Source organism: Streptosporangium sp. OZ121 (assembly GCF_051918885.1).
Classification (GTDB): domain Bacteria; phylum Actinomycetota; class Actinomycetes; order Streptosporangiales; family Streptosporangiaceae; genus Streptosporangium.
The window spans coordinates 39455-57943 of sequence record NZ_JBPXMC010000029.1; the positions used below are offsets into that span (position 1 = coordinate 39455).

At 67.0% G+C, this 18489-nt stretch carries 15 protein-coding genes; 7 read left to right on the forward strand and 8 right to left on the reverse strand.

The window, feature by feature from the left end:
- Positions 1–140: 140 nt before the first annotated feature.
- A complete protein-coding gene (locus tag ACTOQ1_RS34870; RefSeq protein WP_440072236.1) occupies positions 141–803 on the forward strand; it encodes a class I SAM-dependent methyltransferase in 663 nt (220 codons plus the stop codon).
- Between the two features lie 122 nt (positions 804–925).
- On the opposite strand, the gene ACTOQ1_RS34875 is transcribed toward ACTOQ1_RS34870, so the two are convergent.
- Both ACTOQ1_RS34875 and ACTOQ1_RS34880 read right to left on the reverse strand, forming a co-directional pair.
- Positions 926–1849: a serine hydrolase domain-containing protein gene (locus ACTOQ1_RS34875; RefSeq protein ID WP_440072237.1), complete on the reverse strand. Its 924-nt coding sequence runs from the start codon at positions 1847–1849 to the stop codon at positions 926–928.
- A 70-nt stretch (positions 1850–1919) separates the two neighbouring features.
- Positions 1920–2153 carry a hypothetical protein gene (locus ACTOQ1_RS34880; protein WP_440072238.1) on the reverse strand — a complete coding sequence of 78 codons (234 nt, stop codon included), beginning with the start codon at positions 2151–2153 and terminating at the stop codon, positions 1920–1922.
- A 278-nt stretch (positions 2154–2431) separates the two neighbouring features.
- Between ACTOQ1_RS34880 and ACTOQ1_RS34885 the strand changes: the two genes are divergently transcribed.
- Entirely contained in the window at positions 2432–2755 is a 324-nt protein-coding gene (locus ACTOQ1_RS34885) for a hypothetical protein (RefSeq protein ID WP_440072239.1), read from the forward strand.
- Here ACTOQ1_RS34885 and ACTOQ1_RS34890 read toward each other — a convergent pair.
- Both ACTOQ1_RS34890 and ACTOQ1_RS34895 read right to left on the reverse strand, forming a co-directional pair.
- Complete coding sequence (locus ACTOQ1_RS34890; protein WP_440072240.1) at positions 2736–3584, reverse strand: NAD(P)H-binding protein; 849 nt, start codon at positions 3582–3584, stop codon at positions 2736–2738. The genes ACTOQ1_RS34885 and ACTOQ1_RS34890 overlap by 20 nt on opposite strands.
- Positions 3581–4504, reverse strand: coding sequence for an NAD(P)H-binding protein (locus ACTOQ1_RS34895; protein ID WP_440072242.1), 924 nt, complete (start codon positions 4502–4504; stop codon positions 3581–3583). Before ACTOQ1_RS34895 ends, ACTOQ1_RS34890 begins: the two co-directional genes overlap by 4 nt.
- A 25-nt stretch (positions 4505–4529) precedes the next feature.
- Here ACTOQ1_RS34895 and ACTOQ1_RS34900 point away from each other — a divergent pair, with 25 nt between their 5' ends.
- The gene (locus ACTOQ1_RS34900; protein ID WP_440072243.1) at positions 4530–5168 is read left to right on the forward strand and encodes a hypothetical protein; all 639 of its coding nucleotides are present in this window, start codon (positions 4530–4532) and stop codon (positions 5166–5168) included.
- A 204-nt stretch (positions 5169–5372) separates the two neighbouring features.
- On the opposite strand, the gene ACTOQ1_RS34905 is transcribed toward ACTOQ1_RS34900, so the two are convergent.
- From ACTOQ1_RS34905 to ACTOQ1_RS34915, 3 genes are read right to left on the reverse strand one after another with little or no spacing between them, the layout of a single operon-like run.
- A complete protein-coding gene (locus ACTOQ1_RS34905) occupies positions 5373–5492 on the reverse strand; it encodes a Tn3 family transposase (RefSeq protein WP_440072299.1) in 120 nt (39 codons plus the stop codon).
- Positions 5493–5508: 16 nt separating this feature from the next.
- On the reverse strand, positions 5509–6573 hold the full coding sequence (locus ACTOQ1_RS34910; protein ID WP_440072244.1) for a DUF1648 domain-containing protein: 1065 nt from the start codon (positions 6571–6573) through the stop codon (positions 5509–5511).
- A complete protein-coding gene (locus tag ACTOQ1_RS34915) occupies positions 6570–6971 on the reverse strand; it encodes a GntR family transcriptional regulator (protein WP_440072245.1) in 402 nt (133 codons plus the stop codon). The genes ACTOQ1_RS34910 and ACTOQ1_RS34915 overlap by 4 nt, the downstream gene beginning before the upstream one ends.
- Before the next feature lie 57 nt (positions 6972–7028).
- Here ACTOQ1_RS34915 and ACTOQ1_RS34920 point away from each other — a divergent pair, with 57 nt between their 5' ends.
- Positions 7029–8003 carry a lysostaphin resistance A-like protein gene (locus tag ACTOQ1_RS34920; protein ID WP_440072246.1) on the forward strand — a complete coding sequence of 325 codons (975 nt, stop codon included), beginning with the start codon at positions 7029–7031 and terminating at the stop codon, positions 8001–8003.
- 432 nt (positions 8004–8435) lie between these two features.
- Here ACTOQ1_RS34920 and ACTOQ1_RS34925 read toward each other — a convergent pair whose 3' ends face one another.
- Complete coding sequence (locus ACTOQ1_RS34925) at positions 8436–9509, reverse strand: tyrosine-type recombinase/integrase (protein ID WP_440072247.1); 1074 nt, start codon at positions 9507–9509, stop codon at positions 8436–8438.
- A 593-nt stretch (positions 9510–10102) separates the two neighbouring features.
- Here ACTOQ1_RS34925 and ACTOQ1_RS34930 point away from each other — a divergent pair.
- From ACTOQ1_RS34930 to ACTOQ1_RS34940, 3 genes are all read left to right on the forward strand, one after another.
- Positions 10103–17635, forward strand: a complete 7533-nt coding sequence (locus ACTOQ1_RS34930; RefSeq protein ID WP_440072248.1) for an RHS repeat-associated core domain-containing protein — start codon at positions 10103–10105, stop codon at positions 17633–17635.
- Between the two features lie 37 nt (positions 17636–17672).
- A complete protein-coding gene (locus ACTOQ1_RS34935; RefSeq protein ID WP_440072249.1) occupies positions 17673–18035 on the forward strand; it encodes a hypothetical protein in 363 nt (120 codons plus the stop codon).
- A gap of 156 nt (positions 18036–18191) precedes the next feature.
- Positions 18192–18479 carry a hypothetical protein gene (locus ACTOQ1_RS34940; RefSeq protein WP_440072250.1) on the forward strand — a complete coding sequence of 96 codons (288 nt, stop codon included), beginning with the start codon at positions 18192–18194 and terminating at the stop codon, positions 18477–18479.
- Positions 18480–18489 lie beyond the last annotated feature (10 nt).

Below are 18489 nucleotides of genomic sequence, written 5' to 3' on the forward strand. Positions count from 1 at the left end.
GAGACCCCCACCGGCCGCAGTCCAGGGCTGGCGAGGTCGCCGTGCGTCGCGTTGGACTCACTCCACCCAAGTCGCGCATCACAGCTGTTGCGCGCGGAGATGATGTCAGGAGCCGTGTGGACTTGATGTTTGAATGAGTCATGACCGCGAGATATGACGGCCAAGCTGAGTGGTACGACGACTACATCGGGCCCGGTGCTACCGCCAACATCGCCGACATAGCCGATCTTCTGGGCCCCGGTGAAGGCTTGTGTCTGGACGTCGGCTGCGGCACCGGCCTCTACCTCGATGCCATCCGATCCACTGGTCGAACCGTCGTGGGCCTCGACCGCTCGGCCGACCAGTTGCGTCTGGCCCGGCGCAGGGACGGCGCCCCGCTCCTCCAGGGTGACGCGACGACGCTCCCCTTTGCCGCGGACACCTTCGGCACCGTCACCGCGCTCTGGGTCTCCACCGATATCGGCGACTTCGCCGGGCTGATCAAGGAGGCGGCCCGGGTGCTGCTTCCGGGCGGGCTGCTGCTGTTCTACGGGGTGCACCCCTGTTTCAACGGTCCGCACATCGAGCTCCGCCTGGACGGAGCGGTGGTCATCCACCCCACCTACCGGCTCAAGGGCTGGCACAAGCGCTCGCCGTGGTGGCGCGAAGGCGGGGTCCGAGACCGGGTCGGCATGAGCCACGTGCCGCTGCCCGACCTGATCAACGCGTTCATCGACGCGGGACTGAGTATCGATTGGCTTTCTGAGCCACGTGAGCACCCCGTTCCATCGGTGCTGGCGGTAAGGGCGTTCCACCGAAACTGACGTGATCGCCCTCAGTGGGTGGCCGACCCCCACTGGCTTACCCGCAAGTCGTGACCTGCGAAAACGCTCTCGTGAGACGCATCCGAACGGAAAGTCACGGTAAGCCGCTCAACGCTGCTCTGCTAACGGGACTTTTCGTTCCGATGCTCGTCATGCCCCGTGTACGCCTGCAGCCCGAGCCCGTAGCCGAAGCCGGCCCCGGTCTCGACCGTCGTGCGCATTGCCTCCAGGGACGGCTTGCTGATGAGCTTGCCGCCGAGCAGCGCCGACATGAACGTCTCCAGGTCGTCGGTGGTCGAGATCATCTCCCCGGCGGCCCAGTCCAGCGAGGGGTTCATCCGAGTCGAGTCCACCAGGCCGGGCAGCGGCTCGTATCCCTTGGCGTGCGGCGACGGCACTCCTGCCCTGTTCCCCGGCACCACCGTGTGGCGCAGCTTCAGCGGGCGCAGGATGCGGCGCTCGACCTCCTCGCCGTACGGGTTGCCGGTCAGCTTCTCCACCAGGAGCCCGAGCACCGCGTAGTTGGTGTTGGAGTAGTGCCACTTCCCGTCGTCGGGGAGTTGCTTGGTGAAGGCGACCTTGAGCAGCTCCCGCGGCTGGTACGAGCGGAACCTGGCCTCACCGCGCCAGCGGTTGGTGGAGTAGCCGGGCTCGCTCATGTAGTCGTACAGGTGGCTGGTGTGGTTGAGGAGCTCGCGGACGGTGATCTGTGAGCCGCCGGGCACGAGACCGGGCAGGTGCTGCTCGATGGGGTCGTCGAGGTCCATCTTGTTCTCGTCCACGAGCTGGAGCACCACGGTCGCGACGAAGGTCTTGGTGACGCTGCCGATCCGGAAGTAGCCGTTGGGAGAAGGCCGTCCGCCACGCTCGATGTCGCGTACGCCCACGGCGCCCGACCAGGTGCGGTCGGCGTCGGAGACCCGTGCCAGGATCGCCGTGGCGCCGTTGCCCGTCACAATCTTCTCCATGCCGGGGCGTACGTCCGTGCCGGAGCCACCCGCCGCCACCACCGCCGCCACCAGCACGTTCATCATCGTCTGCATCATGGTTACGACGCTACGGAGATCGACTTCGCGGCAGAATGCGGTGCCCCGCCCACTCTTCCTGCGGAAAACCTCAGGAGCCGAGGTAGCGCAGCACCGCCGGGACCTGGCAGCTGTAGCCGGTGGTGTGCGACAGGGCGAGCTTGTCGAACAGGGCGTTGACGTGCTTTTCCACCGCGCTCTGCGACACGTGCAGGGATTGCGCGATCGAGGCGTTGGTCAGGGCCCTGCGCCATGGATTCCAGCACCTGGCGTTCGCCGACGTTAGCTGGGTCAGCGGGTGGGCGTGGATGGTGCGCGTGAGCAACTGGTGTACCACTTCCGGGTAGACCAGCGTGCCTTACGCGCCTGACAAGATCATCGCGCTCTGACCTGCGAGAAGGGGACAAGAACCCAAGATAATTGCGGGGGTGCGGGGAGCACACGGTCTGAACGGACTGCGGAACCCCGTCGGGGGGACCATCCCCGCGGGCGCGGGGAGCTAGGGGTGCCACCGGAATACGGCAGAAACGGGCCACGCGCTTGATCAGCGATCGTTGGAATCCTGAGGTTCGCGCTGGTTGGTGGTGATTGACGGGAGTTCGGGTGGCGTCGATCGACCGGACGGTGTATCCGAGGTTCACACGGGCTGTGTTGGCGCGGGAACTGGCGGAGGTTTTCACTTCGTCGACTGACGAGGTGAAGTGGGCCCGCGGCGAGACACAGGATGATCAGTACCTGATGTCCTTGCTGGTGTGGTTGAAGACCTACCAGCGGCTGGGGTACTTTTCGAAGCTGGCCGACGTGCCTGCAGCGGTCGCCGAGCACAGACGAGATCGATCCCGTCCGATCGAGGTGATCGGACGGGATCTCATCGGCTCTCTTCAGATCGGCTTAGAAACGGCCCTTTCTATGAGATGGGTTGTTTGAAGTCCGCCGCATGATCCGCCGCCCACCGCGCGAAGGTGCGACCGGGACGGCCGGTGAGACGCTGTACGATGGCGGCTCGCTCCTCGTCGACGGGCGCGGGGTCGCGTGCGGACTCCGCCCACATTCCGAACAGCCAGTCGACGACCTCCGCCGGATAGCCATCCTGAATCCACTCGTCGCGGGCCTGTGTCGGATCCTGCTCCTCGAATCGGATCTCCTGACCGATCGCCACCCCGATCGCCTTCACCTGCTCGGCCACGGTGAGTGCTTCGGGTCCGGCGAAGGTGTACGTCATGCCCGCGTGGCCGTCCTCGGCCAGGACCGTGGCGGCCACCGCGGCGACGTCAGCCTCGTGGGTGGGCTGGGTCACCGCGCCGCCGTAGGGCCGGCGTACCACCCGCTCGGTACGCACCCTCTCCGCCCAGTCCAGCCAGTTGCCCGCGAACTCACCTGGCCGCAGGTGCGTCCACTCCAGCCCGGACTCCTCCACTGCCCGTTCGACGACCTGGTAGCCACTCCCGAACGCGTCGTTGTCGGCCTCCGCTCCGGACAGGACCACCACCTGCCGGACGCCGGCCCGCTTCGCCATCGCGACGACGTCGGAGACCGCGTGCGGAACGGGGAACAAGTACATCCGCTCGACGCCTCGCAGGGCGGCCCGCAGTGACTCGGGCCGCTCCAGGTCGCCCTCGACCACGGTGACCCCTTCGGGCAGCCCGGCGACCGCGGGCCGGCGGGTGAGTGCGCGCACATCGTGGCCCGTCTTCAGTAGTTGGCCGACAACCTCCCGGCCCACCAGGCCGGTCGCTCCGGTCACCAGGATCGTCATGCCGCCTCCTCCGTGCGTCCGGCCGGACGGAAGTCCGCCGTGTGGTCGAGGGCCCACCGCGCGAAGGTACGCGCGGGGCGTCCGGTGATCTGCTGGAAGGTGGTGGTCGGCGGGAGCGATCCCGGCCCGTCGACTGCCGCGGCCAGCAACTCGATCCGCCAGTCGGCCATCTCCGGCGGGTAACCGTCCTGAAGCCACTGCTCGCGGGCTTGCTCCGGTGTCAGTTCCTCGAAGCGGATCTCTTCCCCGATCGCCCTGCCGATCGCCTTCACCTGCTCAGCCTGCGAGATCTTCGCCGGACCGGTGATCGTGTACGCGGCGCCGACGTGGGAGTCGCTCAGCAGCGCCGCGACCGCCACCTCGGCGATGTCGGCCTCGTGGACCAGCGGATATCCGGCGGTGCCGTACGGCTCACGCACCACCCGCTCGGCACGGATCCGCTCCGCCCATCCCAGGGCGTTGACCGCGAGCAGCCCCGGTCGCACATGGGTCCATTCGGCATCGGTGGCCTCCACCATCAGCTCCAGCTCCCGATGAGCCTGCCGTTCCTCGGCGAGGTGGCGCCGGAGCGGGCTGAGGCTCCGGTCACCCGGCTCGTCACCGGGGGCGAATCCGGCAGCCGCGGCGGAGTGCACCACGAACCTGCGAATACCCGCCTTCGCCGCCTGTTCGACGAACCCGGCCCCGGGCTCCGAGGCGACATAGGGGAAGGGGAACAGGTAGACGCGCTCGATTTCGTCCAGCACGTCCGGCCAGGTCTCAGGCCGCTCGAAATCCCCGTACACCACCTCGACCCCGTCGGTGAGGCGCGCAGCCCGCGGATCGCGGGTCATGGCCCGCACCCGCTGACCGGCACCCACCAGCCGATCCACTACACGGCGACCGATGTTCCCGGTCGCACCTGTCACTAGAATCGTCACGTTGCTCCTTCGGTTACCTGACTGGATGGCACAACAGACCGCCGTCGCGTTGTGGCCCTTCGCGGCGGCGGTCGTTTCCGGGATGCTAGGTCGGTTTCTGAGTAGCCGCATATGGATCGTTCCAAGGGTGCTTTGCATCGCTTTCGATGGTGACCGGCAGCGGCAGGCGTTCCGGCTCGTCGCCCGGTTGAACCTGGCAGCGACTTCCCACCCGCACCATGTCGGAGTGTCGGTAATACTCGTGCCACAGGTACACGCGATTGCGTTGGTGCAGGTGGAGGCCAGGGCGATACCGGCCAACGCGCGCACCCTGCCGGATCGATCCGGTCAGCAGCAGAAGCCGACGAACAGGCTCAATACGATCACGTGTACCTGTGGCGCGAGTCTTACTGGCACCCCAACCCGCGGCCCGTTTCTGCCGTATTCCGGTGGCACCCCTGGAGCGCTCGGCGTCTTCATTGACCACGACCCGGACACCATGCTCGTGCGCGGCCTGCTGTGCCGGCACTGCAACACCTGGCTGGAGGGATGCCCGCATGTGGCCGGCTGCCCGTGGGGCGACTACCTCAACGACCCGCCCGCGGCCGCGCTGAACCTGCCCTACCCCCGCACGGCCCTGAGCCGAAGGATCAGGCGGCCACCACCTTCGCAAGCGGGGACGTGACCGGCAGAGGTCAAGCCCGCCAGGAATGCGCGCTACTCGGCATCGCCCGTACCGATCTTGAGCAGGGGCTGCGCGCTCTGGCACGCCGGTGGCCACGCCGAACAACTCCAACTCCTCGTCGGCGGGCTCCTGCAGCGTCAGCTTCAGGCAGCGTCGGCAGGTGAGCGCGCCCCGGCGGATGGGCCGCGCCCGGATCCCAGCCGCTCACCGAAGGTAGCGGCCCAGGACGTTGAGGTGGGCGTGGCCGAGCGGGGACAGCCGGGCGGCGTCCTCGTCCGTGATCAGGACGCCTGGGGCGCGCAGCCGATCGAGCGCGGTCGGCAGGTACGCGGACCGGGTATCACCAAGGCCGCAGTGCCATGGCCAGTCCGGCGAGGAGCGCCGCTGTGGCGATGCCCATCAAGACGACCGGGTTGCCGAAGTTGAGCGTCCAGCGGCCGCCGACCCGCTGGTGGACCATGACCACGGGATCGCACCGGTTGACGTAGACCATTCCGGCGAGATGCCAGTGACGGTCGTCGTCGCGCTGGACGTGGCCGGAGTCGGCTTCCCGCCCGTCGGCGGGAAGCCGGTGCCCCGCCTCACCGACCCGGACGCCGAAGACGAGAAGGGCGATCCCCGCGGCGATCGGCGGCAGCCAGGTGACGGCGGTCAGGGCCACCGACGGCGCCAGAATCTCCCACTGCCGCAGGGCCAACAAGAGCAGGGTCAGGTTGGCGCAGCCCGCGCCCACCAGCAGCAGGCATACCGTGCCGCTCAGGTAGAGGCGGTAGCGGCGGGCGGAGGTCTTCGGGTGCGCGGCGTCGAGCTCGGGCCTGGCCCGCAGCAGCGCGAAGATCAGGATCGGCACGAGCAGCGCGATGGCCGCCTGGGCGGCGACGGCCGCGAAGGCGGTGGCGGGTGTAGTGGGCACCCGGACGGCGGTGTCGACGCCGATGCCGCGCAGGGTCGCCAGGGTGGCGGGCAGCTCACCGTAGCGGCCGATCCCGATCGCGGCGGTGACGACCACCAGGAGCGGCGGAGAAAGCAGCAGCGGCCACGGCGGGCGCACCGGATCGGTGCGGAACGTGGTGTCGGTACCGGTGGCCTGCCTGGTGCCGGCGTACCAGGCGTCGTGCCGCTTGGCCGCCGCGATCGCACGGTGGGCGGCGTAGTAGAGCGCCATGTCGGCCGCGCCCAGGATCAGGACGGCGCCGGAGGGGACACCGAACGCCACGACGAGGGCCGCGATCACGCCGAGGACGAGCACCCCTCGGGTGTAGCGGCGGCGCTGCGCGGTGATCGCCGGTTCGCTCACCCGATCGCCGGGCACCCGCACGCCGAAGGGCAGCGTCGGGCGGCCCAGCACCGGCGGCGCCCAGGCCGCGACCGTGACCAGCGCGACCAGCGGCAGGTCGGTGATCATGTGGAGGCCTCCTGCCTGGCGGCGAACGAGTCGAGCACTCCGGCGCTGCGCCGCAGCACCTCTCGCGGGTCCATCCCGTGCACGGCGGCCTCGGCGATCAGCGTGCGCAGCCGGGGTTCCCACTCCTCGGCGAAGCCTGGCTCGGGAGGGCCGGAGGTGGCGTCGCGGCGTACCACGGCCCCGCTCTTGCGGTTGATCCGGATGACGCCCTGGCGTCGTAGCAGGTCGTAGGCCTTGTTCACGGTGTGGAAGTTGATCGCCAGGTCGGCGGCGAGCTGGCGGGTGGAGGGCAGTGCCGATCCCGCGGCCAGTTCGCCGTCGGCGACGGCCTCGACCACCCGGTCACGGATCTGCTGGTAGATCGGCACGTCGCTGTCGATATCGATCGTCAGAAGCACACCCTAACTCTATCTGATATAGATGTAATAGAACAGATAAAAGAGAGGGGCTTACTCATGTTCCCTGCGACGACCGTCCGATCTCGCCGCCGCGACCTCGCGGTCTTCCTGGCACTCGCCTTCGGGATCCCCTGGCTGCTTTGGGTGGTGCGGCTCCTGACCGGCGTCGACCTGATCGCGGCCGGCGGCATGCTCGCGGCGGGTCTGGCCACCTTCGTCACCGTCCGCTGGGTGCGCCGCTCTCGCGACGCCCGGCGTGAGACCGCCCTGGCGCCGCTGGGCCCGGCCCGCAGGCTGCTGCGTTTCTGCCTGGTCGGGCTGCTGCTCCCGCTCGTGTTCGCGTTCGCCGCGATCGGCATCGGCGCGCTGGCGGGCGTCTACCCGCTGGACCTGACCGGCTTCTCCGGGCTGCGTAGCGTGTACGCCCCCGCCACGCTCGGCGAGCACGGCGTTCCGGTCGGCCTGATCCTGTACGCCCTGGCCGTCAACCTCGGCCTGTTCGCCCTCCTGCTGCCCCTGGCCTTCTGCGAGGAATGGGCCTGGCGCGGCTACCTGCTGCCCGCGCTGCGCCCGCTCGGCCTGTGGCCGGCGCTCCTGCTCAGCGGCCTGATCTGGGGACTGTGGCATCTGCCCGGCTACGTGGGGCCGCAGGGCGGTTCCGGGCTGCTTCCCTTCCTGATCACCGCGATCTTCTACGGCGTCCTGCTCGGCTGGCTGCGGCTGGCCTCCGGCCTCATCTGGCCAGGGGTGCTCGCCCACGCGGCCAACAACACGCTGATCACCGGCTTCGTCAACGTCGTACTCGCCGACGACGACCCCGTGGCGCTGGCCAACCCCTGGACCGTCGGGCTCAGCGGCTGGCCCGGCTGGCTGCTCATGCTCGCCGCCGTCGCCGTCCTCGCGGTCCATGCACGCCGCGCCCCGCAGAAGACGGACGAGACCCCCGGCCTCGACTCACTCCCGGCCCCCCGGACATCGGGTTCCTCCACGACCCGGTCCGGCCCGGCACGACAGACCGGACCGGGCCACTGAAGTCCCTCTCACCCGCGATCGGCCCTGGCTGCCGCCGACAGCACCCCGACCTCGCCCCCATCCCGTTCCGGCACCCTCACCGCACCAGCCCAAGGGCACCCTGCCTCGCAGCGGCAGGACGGCCCGGCTTAGCGCGGACGCGCGGCTCACGCGTCGACGGCAATATCGGTGAGGGGTGTGACGCCATGTCGGTGAAGCCAGCTGAAGCCACAGACGGCATTCACGGAAAGGGACGGGCGTGGACAGCCAGCAGCACGGCCGCTGGCCGATCAGCGATGACACCCCAACACCCTGACCACCCGAAGCAACCTGGCGTACTGGCAGGAGCAGGCAGGACTCGTATAGACGGCCAGGTAGCAGAGGCGATCACACGGCGTTCTTGAGCTCCGCATCGATCGCCGACTCAACGCAACCGTTGCCACCGTTTCGCCGTCAGTAGTCCAGAGCGCGGTCAACCAGATCGGCGACCTCGGTGGGGGAGGCGCGGAAGTAGCGAGCGGTGGTCTCGATTGAGGTATGCCCGAGGAGGGCTTGGATCTGGGCGTGGTCGGCGCCGGCTTCGCGCAGCCGGGTGGCGTAGGTGTGGCGCAGCCGATGCGGGCGCAGGCCCGGCAGGCCGGCGTCCTTGCCGACCGCGCGGACCACGTCGGTGACGCCGTCGACCGACAGTCGCCCGCGCTGGCCGACCCACAGTCCTTCACCGACCGCGTCCGCCAGGGCGGGTCGCGCGGCCAGCAGTTCGGCGCGCATCTGCAGCCAGGTGGTGAGCCGTTCGCGGGCCGGGACCGGTAGCGGGACGGTACGCACCTCATCTCCTTTGCCGTGTAGGCGGGCAGTGCCGCTGCGGGGAGTGATCGGCACGTCGCCGACGCGCAGGCGCTGGCATTCCTCGGCGCGGGCGCCGGTGCCGAGCAGGAGAGCAATGAGGGCTGCGTCGCGGGGTCCGCGGCGGTCGGCGGCGCGGCGGACCGCGTTCTCCTGCGCCCGCGACAACGCATCCGGGGCACCGGGCTTGGGCACCCGGGCGCGCTTGACCGCCAGCCGCAAGCTGGGCCCGTGCTCATACAGCAGCGTCACCGCGGCCAGCGCCTGGTTCACCGTCGCCGGCGACGCCCCGGCGGCGAGCAGGTGCCGGCGCCAGGCGGTGACGGCGGCTTCGGCGCCGACCAGGTCGACGAACGCGTCCGCGTGCTCGGCCGCCCGCGCGAGCAACCACTCCTGGTAGGCCAGCGCCTGGCGGCGGTACGCGGTCACCGTGTTCGCCGCGAGCGCGCACCGATCCAGATGCGTGCCGAACGCGGCCAACGCCGCCTCCGCGGCGGCCGCCACCGACCCCGCCTCCCGACCGGGCCGAAGCACCACCACGTTGCCCGCCCTGGACCCACCCTGATCGGCAATACGGTTGTCGACTCGGCCACCGTCTCGCCCGCCATCGCGATCGTCAACCCGGTTGCCGGTCTTTCCGTCGCCACCATTGTTGATCTTACTGTCGGTGCTCGCGGCCATCCGGGAAACCCCTCTCTTTATTATCCGGGGAGTTTTTCCGGCGTTAGCCCGGCCTGCGCCCGGTGGTTATCCGGGGAGATCATATCGAGACTCCCCGGATAATGTCACTTATCCAGGGAGTCGCGGCTCGCGCGAGGTTCTCACCCGCGTCCACATCCGGACATGTCGCGACCCGCGGGAAATGGGACCCGTCGAACACGGCCCGGAAGCAAGCTCGCTCGAGCGGGCCGGAGACCTCACCGTTTGAGCGGAACGTCACCTCACGCCGCCTCTGTGTCGTGTTGAGGTGCTCCCACTTGATCACCCAGAGGGGTCGGACATGCACGCATACAGGATGACTTCATCTCAAACGTGGCTTTACAGCCTTTATTTCCTCCTTATGTAGATCTTGCGCACTTAAGTGATCTATGGGTAATTTCTGATCGTTTGCTTATAGCGCGCTCCGAACCGACGACCCCGGCCCCACTTCGGGCCTGGTAGCGGGCTGGGGTAACGCGGGAGCGGTTGGCTCTCGCGCTGACTTGTTCGGAGGGTGACGGCGTATGCGCCGCAGTCTGTCGCGACCGCGTCCGATCGGCCGGAGAGCTTGGCAAGTGGCCGCAGTTATCACTGCCGTGACGCCGGGCCTGCTGCTGTTTCAAGCACTCCCGGCTTCAGCCTCGGCTTCGGCTGCGGGGAAGCCCGTCGTACTTGTTGACGGCGAACCGGTCACCCCTAAGCAACTGACGGGCTCAGCAGCAGGCTTTCCGTCGCTGGTCGACTCGGCGGCCACGGCGACGACAGCGAAAGTAGACGAGGGCTCCTCCTCCGGTGGCACCGCCAAGGAGGGGAAGAGGCCTGCGGGGGCATTGTCGGTTGACGCCAAAGACGCTGTGCCCGCTAAGAAGTTCACCCGCTCCTCCCCGAACAAGCCGGGTGCGGGGGTGTTGTCACCGCAGGCTCGTGACAGCGCGTCGCTGATGGGCATGACGATCGCGAGCTACTACCCCGATGATCGATCCACGGTGGACACCCTTACTCCGGAGTTGCGTGCCGACGGCTACAACGGCGGCCTGGGAGGGCCGTATTACGAGTACCGCTACAAGGTCTGCCTGCTGGAGAACGGCAACGCCACCACCTGCACGCTGTCGGAATGGCGGTACTGGACCGAAGCCGGATGGAAGGTGCCGGCGGGGGTGCTGAAGTGGGGCAAGACATATGTGTGGGAGGTGACAATTCGCGACACCACCACCCAGGAGACCGGCACCCTGTCGAATCTGAGTTTCCTGACCGCGGTGCGCCAGCCCGTGGTGAGCTCCCAGCTGGCCACCCGCGGCGCCAACGGCCAGGAGTTTCACCAGCTGGCGGGTAACTACACCACCACCTTCACCGACGCCTCCATCCCCACCGCGGGCCCGCCGCTGTCGGTGGTGCGCTCCTACAACAGTCTCGACGCGCGCACCGATGGGATGTTCGGGGCCGGCTGGTCGACCCGGTTCGACATGAAGATCCGGCCTGAGGCCGGTACACCGCAGTCGCTGCTGGTGACCTACCCCGATGGCCGCGTGCTGCGCTTCGGGCATAAACGCACCTTCGGGGGCATCACCTCCTTTCAGTCTCCGCCGGGTGTCAACGCCACGTTGGCCACCGTCGCCGGCGGCGGGTGGCGGCTGAAGGACACCGCGTCGACCTCGTATGTCTTCGATGCCCAGGGGCGTTTGAGCACGGTGACCGACAGCCGGGGCCGGGCACAAAGCCTGGTTTATGACGCGGGTGGCAAGCTGGCCACGGTCACCGCGACCGGCGGCCGTTCCCTGGCTTTCACCTGGACCGGGGATCGCGTCACGGCCGTGTCCACCGCCCCGGTCAACGGCCAGCCGCTGACGTGGACCTACACCTACGACGCCCAGCGTCTGAGCCAGGCCTGTGCGCCGGTGGCGGCGCCCAACTGCACCACTTACGGCTACACCAGCGGATCACGATATCGGGGTGTGGTGCTCGATGACCGCCCGCTGGGGTACTGGCGGATGGGCGAGGTCCGTACTGTTAGTGATCCCGAATTCGGCACCTACACGTGTTTTCCCGATGAGAGCGGACAAAACGGCTGCAACCCGCTGCCTTCAGGGGTGCAGACCGGCAAGCCGGGCGCGCTGAGCGGGACCACAAACGCCTCGGCCAACTTCCAAGGCAGCGGCACCAACTCGGGCATCGAGGAGTGGGGGCTGTTTCCCAAGCTGGGCAAGAGCATGTCGGTGGAGTCGTGGTTCAAGACCACCAACTCGGGCTTCATCTTCTGGGCCGGCGGCAGCTGGAACCCTTCCTTGCTGTGGTACGGGGTTCCTGGCCTGTATGTGGGCACCGACGGCAAACTGCGCGGGCTGCTGAATTCGATGATGGAGGGCACCCCTACCCCCGTCACCTCATCTCAGGTGGTCAACGACGGCCAATGGCACCACGCGGTGATCACCGCCGATTCCGGGGTGACGAAACTGTACGTCGACGGAGCCGCCGCCGGCTCGGTCAACGTGGGAGTGGAGTCGATGAGCTGGATGGGCAGCACCGTCATCGGCAGCGGCGCCGCCGACTCCACCCTGCCCGGCTCCCCGGCGGGCCGCCCTAATCTCACGGAGTTCGGCTTCAAGGGGACCATCGACGAGGTCGCCGTCTACGACCAGGTACTCAGCCCCGCCCAGGTCAGCGCCCACTACGCCGCCCGCGCCGAAGCACCGTTCAAGCTGAACACGATCACGCTGCCTTCTGGGCGCCAATGGATGGCCACCACTTACAACCCGGCCAACGACCGAGTCGCCACCCATGTCGACCAGCACGGCGGCACCTGGAAACTCGGCGAACCGGTCTACTCCTACGATTCCGTCGACTTCACTGAGCTGATGACGGTCTCGGTGACCGACCCCAACAACAACACCCTTAAATATGTCCACGACGGCTGGCGCAACCACCGCCCGGTCAGCCGAACGGACCAGCTGCAGAAGGTCACCAAGATCGTCTACGACACCGGCGGCTTCACCACCAAGGTCACCGACCCCAACGGTGTTGTCACCGAGCAACTCAACGACGAGAAGGGCAACCCCATCCAGGTTAAGACCTGCCGGGCAACGGGGAACTGTCAGAGCACCTACCGGGAGTTCTACCGCAACACCAGCGATGAGTTCGACCCGCGCAATGACCAGGTAACCTTCAGCGGCGACGCCCGCTCCGCCTACTCCTACGACACCACCTACGCCACCAAGTGGGAGTACACCGCCCACGGTGAGGTGGCCAAGCACACCACCCCGGCCACCCCTGACTTCCCCGCCGGTCGCTCAACCACCACCACCTACACCGACGGCACCGAGCCCGCGATCGGTGGTGGTCTCACTCCGGCGGGGTTGGTGGAGTCGACCAAGGACGCCAGGGACAAGGAGATCACCTACCGCTACAACGCGGCTGGGGACCTGGCCGAGCAGACCAGCCCATCGGGGCTGGTGGTGAAGTTCGGCTATGACGCGGTAGGGCGGGTGACCTCGCGTACCGAGGTGTCGGCGGCCCACCCTGCCGGGGTGACCTCGACGTTCACCTACGACGGGGCCGGGCGGTTGGTGACGCAGACCGCGCCGGGGGTGAAGAACGAGGTCACCAACGTCACCCACACCGCCAAGGCCACCTACACCTACAACGCCGACGGCGACCCGCTGACGGAGACGGTGGCCGATCTGACCGGCGGCGATGCGGCGCGAACGATCAGCTACACCTATGACGCCAAGGGCCGGGTGGAGACGGTCACCGACCCCGAGGGCGGGGTGACGCGCTCCACGTGGGACAACACAGGAGCGCGGGTATCGGCGACCGATCAGCTGGGCACCGTCTTCGCCTACGGCTACACCAAGCGTGGTGAGCTGGCCTCGACGACGCTCAAGAACTGGACCGGTAGCCCGCTGGCCCCGAAACCGGCCCAGGACGTGGTGCTGGAGGCGCGTTCCTACGACGATGGAGGGCGTCTGGGCGGGCGGGTGGATGCGATGGGCCGTAAAACCCGCTACACCTACTTCGCCGACAACCGCTTGTCGGAGGTCGTCGGCGATGATGTGCGGCTTAATGAGTCGACGACTGCGACGGATGTGGTGTTGCAGGCCAACACCTATGATGCGGCCGGTAACCTCACCAAACAGGTCACCGGCGGCAACAAGGCCACCACCGATTACGTCTACGACGCGGCCGGTCGCCTGACCTCCACCACGTTCGATCCCGCCGCGCTCGGCCGCAAGACCGCCTACACCTACGACGCGGTCGGCAACATCACCAAGGAGACCTTCACCGGGGCGGGCAGTGCCCGCACCGAGTCCACCACCTACACCTACAACGCGCTGAGCCTGGTGGACCGGCAAACCGTGGAGAACGGCGCCGATGACCTGGTCACCACCCGCACCTACGACGACCGGGGCTTGCTGACCGCGACGACCGACCCGCGCGGTAACGCCTCCGGCGCCACGGCGGCGGATTTCACCACCACGATGCGCTATGACCTGGCCGGGCGATTGGTGGAGGCCAAGGCGCCGCAGGTGACGATCGAGAAGAACGCGACAGCGGTCGCTGGGCGGCCCACGGTGCGCTACGGCTACAACAGCGCCGGCCTGGCCACCCACGCCGTCGACGGGGAGGGCCGCACCCTCACCGCTGCCTTCGACAAGGCCGGCCGGCTGACCTCGACCACGTCGCCCTCCTACACCCCGCCGGGCGGGGCCGCGCTGATCCCGAAGATCAGCTACGGCTACGACGCGGCCGGTCAGCTGACCAGCGTCACCGACGAGCGCACCTACGTCACCTCCACCACCTACGACGCGCTGGGCCGCGCGGTCAAGGTGACCGATCCGGGCCCGTCGGGGCCCGGCGGCGCCTGGACGGCGGAATACAACCTGCGGGGCGAGCAGCTGGCCGCGGTCGATCCCACCGGCGCCCGCACGGAGGCGACCTATGACGATCTGGGCCGTCAGATCACCGCGACGCAGATCGAACGCACACCCACCACCGCGGCGTACACCACCAAGCTGACCTACGACACCGCCGGCAACCTCACCAAGACCGTCGCCCCCGGCCCCGGCTCCACTACCAAGACCACCGATTACGTGGTCAACGCCGCCGGGCAGCCCACCTCGATCACCGACCCGCTGACGCATGCCTCCACCTTCAGCTACGACATCCTGGGCCGCACGGTGAGGGTTACCGACCCGCTGAACAACGCCACCGAGGCCGAATACGACCTGGCCGGCCGCCAGATCGCCGCCAAAGACCTCACCAAAATCAATACGATCGACACGGTGGTGCGCACCTTCGGGTTCGGCTACGACCTGGCCGGTAACGCGACCAGCACCACCTCCGGTGAGGGGCGCATCACCCGCCGCACCTTCGACGCCGCACACCGGATGACCTCCTTGATCGAGCCGGTCGCGGCCGGCACCTCGATCACCTCGACGTTCGGCTACGACGCCACCGGCGCGCGCACCCGCACCACCGACGGCCGCGGCAACGCCACCTGGACCACCTACAACAGTCTCGGCCTGGTCGAATCCGTCATCGAACCCTCCACCAGCGCCCACCCGAACGCGGCCGATCGGACCTGGACCAGCGTTTACGACGCCGCCGGCAACACCACCGCGACCCTGCAGCCCGGCGGGGTGCGCATCGACCGCACCTTCGACCACCTGGGCCGGCTCACTACACAAACCGGCAGCGGCGCCTCGGTCGCCACGCCTGAGCGCACCTTCACCTACGACAGCGCTGACCGGGTCACCGCGATCGGCGACTACAGCCTGGAGTACAACGACCGCAGCCTGCTGACCAAGGTGTCCAAGGCCACCACCCAGGTCGCCACCTACGCCTACGACGCCTCAGGCAACCCCACCCAGCGCGTCGACCCGACCGGCACCGCGGCCTACACCTGGGATGTCGCCGACCGGCTCAAAACCGCCACCGACCCGGTGACCGGGCGCACCTGGACCTACGGCTACGACAACGCCGACCGGCTCACCAGCAAAACCTCCGCCAACCCGGCCGGCACGCAGACCTACGGCTACGACGCCCTTGACCGGCCTGCCTCCCAGACGGTGAAGAACAGCTCCGGTGTCGAACTGGCGAAAATCGTCTACGGGTGGGACAAGGACGACAACCTCACCAGCAAGACCACTACCGGCACCGCCGGCGCCGGGACCAATACCTACGGCTACGACCACGCCGGGCGGCTGACCTCCTGGACCGCGCCCGGCGGCGCGACCACCGCTTATGCCTGGGACGACTCAGGTAACCGCACCGGCGCCGGCAGCGACACCTTCGTCTACGACCAGCGCAACCGGCTGATCTCCGGCGCCGGAACCGACTACACCTACACCCCCCGCGGCACCACCGCCACCGAAACCAAAGCCGGCACCACCCGCACCCTGGCCTTCGACGCCTTCGACCGGCTCATCTCCGACGGCGAAGCCAGCTACGGCTACGACGCGCTGGGCCGGGTGACCTCCCGCACCAAGGGCGCCGATCAGCGACGCTTCGTCTACTCAGGGCTGAGCAACGACATCGCCACCATCGCCGACGGCGCCAACACCACCCTGGCCAAATACGGCCGCGCCCCCTCCGGCGGCCTGCTCAGCCTCCAAGAGGGCACCGGGCCGGCGCTGGCCACCATGAGCGACCAGCACGGCGACCTGGTCGCCACCTTTTCGGCCACCGCGCTGGTCGACTCGGTCGCCTACGACCCCTTCGGCAAACCCACCCACCACACCGGCACCCAACGCACCCTCGGCTACCAGGGCGAATACACCGACCCCGACACCGGCAAGGTCAACATGCACGCCCGCTGGTACCAGCCCGGCACCGGCGCCTTCATCTCCCGCGACACCCCCACCCTGCACCCCGATCCCTCCATCAAGGCCAACCGCTACACCTACGCCAACGCCAGCCCCCTGGTCTACGACGACCCCAGCGGCCAAGACCCGCCAGACATCCACTGCGACGACGACTGGGACGCCCAAGACGCCGCTAACTCCGCGAAATCGCTGGCTCGTGTACCTGGCCCTGTCGGCACAGCAACTGGCTGCTGGGAAAGCGGCGGATCAGGCAACTCAGGCAGCTCGGGCGGAAACAACGGAAAAAACAACGGGAAGTCCGACCCTCCCAAGTCAGGAAAAAGCAACAACAATACGCCGTCCCCGCCCAAGCCGCCAAACCCTCCCCAGCCGCCAAACAACGATAAGGATAAAAAACAGAAAGACACTAAGCCGCCCCCAAAGAAGTCCCCCGAACCGAAGCCGAAACTTCCCAAGAAAGACATATACGAAAAGCTCGGCTTTCCGAAAAATAGTGGCCCCACAACCATCGTCGTCAACACGGTCGACAGCGGCGGAGGCGGAGGCGGAGGCAGCTGGAACAAACCCCCAGACTCCGGACCAGGCCGCAACACCGAACCGGTCGACTACACCCCACCCATCTCCACGACCCCTCCGCCTCCCGTAAACCCCCCGTTACCTCCAAGCATCCCTGAGGGAGATTTTTGGGACGGGCTCGGCGGTTTCCTCGATGGGCTTGGTGGCGGCGCCAAATCCTCATGGGATTGCAAGTGGAACGGCCACATTTTTCCCGCACTTTGCGAACCGCGGTTCGGAGACCCAAACACTCAAGCATTTAAGGACGGCTACGCAGCTGCAACTAAAGATCCGTGTGAAGCTTACGCAAACAATGTTGACGCATATTCGACATGCATGGGAATCCTCACAGTGGGGCCTGGCGGGATTGGAAGGGTTGCCGGTCCAGGGAGGGGGAAAGTTCCTCCCGCAGTTCGAGAGCGTCAAGTAACCGATCAGACTCTAGGTCCAGGACCCTTTGCCCGTCAGGGAACATCCCTAGAGCGAGGTGATAGGGTTAATCGCCATACTGAACAACCCCTCATCAACGAGAGCGGAAACAAGTACGGATGTCATACGTGTGGAGCAACAAGTCCAGGAACGACGACAGGTAACTGGATAGGCGACCACCAACCTCCCGGATCCATGGCTCCCAACGGACCATGGACTGGCTACCCTCACTGCAACGCCTGCCGTCTACTGCAAGGCGGCTTAGTAAGTGGAATAAACAGAGGAGATTACAAATTTGTCCCCTAACCAAGATGACTCCCCAGAAATTATGGGGGAATTCTCCATGCCCTTTTCTCACGGACTGCTGATCCTTCAGGACCTAGAAAGCACAGAAACACACGACCACTGGAACCCCAGTGAAGCGGGGATCGACATTGAAAAAGATTCGGTTTACCTGCCCGTCCTTAATTACGTTGACGGAATAGTTAACGTAAAAATTGTTAGCGGGGGCAAGCCTAGAAGAGACCTCACATCTATATACAACGGTGATATGGAATTTAGGTCTGGCCAGTTCGTTGCTCGCGACACCGTTGGAGACATATCCGCCATCTTTCATATAGATAAGGGGATCAGCCGACTGTCTATCGAAGTCGACAATGAAGAATATGCATCAGAGGTCATTATTAGATTTGACCCCGACTCGTGACATATCACTTCTCGGACTATCTCTGATTTTTGATACTGCTCACCTGTTCTCGATGATCTCTGACTGATTCTTTCTTTTTACTGTCTGGTGGCTATCGGCCTCGGCCGCTCCGCCCCTGCGAAGGGCCGCGTCGCGGCGTCGCCCAGGCACGCTGGCTTGGACCTGCTCATTGTGCTCCTGGGCGACGCGCTCGTCGGGCATCGCGGCGCGGGGCCGATCTCCTCGGTAATAGCGGCCAACTGGACGCGAGCCTCGGCAACGATGGCCAGCTGCTCTGATTCTTCTTCGCACAGGGCGGACATCCCCGAACTCATCATCAACGCCGACCCCGACAGTTGGTATCACGGCGCCCCGCAGAGCATGGGCCAGGAGAACCACGACGAGTTCCGTGAAGCCACCAAGAATCCCAACGTGGTACCACGAGATCAACAGCGAAGGAGGTAGAGCGGGTTAT

Coding starts and splice junctions, on each gene's coding strand:
- ACTOQ1_RS34890 (WP_440072240.1), bottom strand. CDS start 3,584: ATGACGATCCTGGTGACCGGAGCGACCGGCCTGGTGGGCCGGGAGGTT.
- ACTOQ1_RS34920 (WP_440072246.1), top strand. CDS start 7,029: ATGTTCCCTGCGACGACCGTCCGATCTCGCCGCCGCGACCTCGCGGTC.
- ACTOQ1_RS34925 (WP_440072247.1), bottom strand. CDS start 9,509: ATGGCCGCGAGCACCGACAGTAAGATCAACAATGGTGGCGACGGAAAG.
- ACTOQ1_RS34910 (WP_440072244.1), bottom strand. CDS start 6,573: ATGATCACCGACCTGCCGCTGGTCGCGCTGGTCACGGTCGCGGCCTGG.
- ACTOQ1_RS34935 (WP_440072249.1), top strand. CDS start 17,673: ATGCCCTTTTCTCACGGACTGCTGATCCTTCAGGACCTAGAAAGCACA.
- ACTOQ1_RS34870 (WP_440072236.1), top strand. CDS start 141: ATGACCGCGAGATATGACGGCCAAGCTGAGTGGTACGACGACTACATC.
- ACTOQ1_RS34900 (WP_440072243.1), top strand. CDS start 4,530: ATGGCACAACAGACCGCCGTCGCGTTGTGGCCCTTCGCGGCGGCGGTC.
- ACTOQ1_RS34875 (WP_440072237.1), bottom strand. CDS start 1,849: ATGATGCAGACGATGATGAACGTGCTGGTGGCGGCGGTGGTGGCGGCG.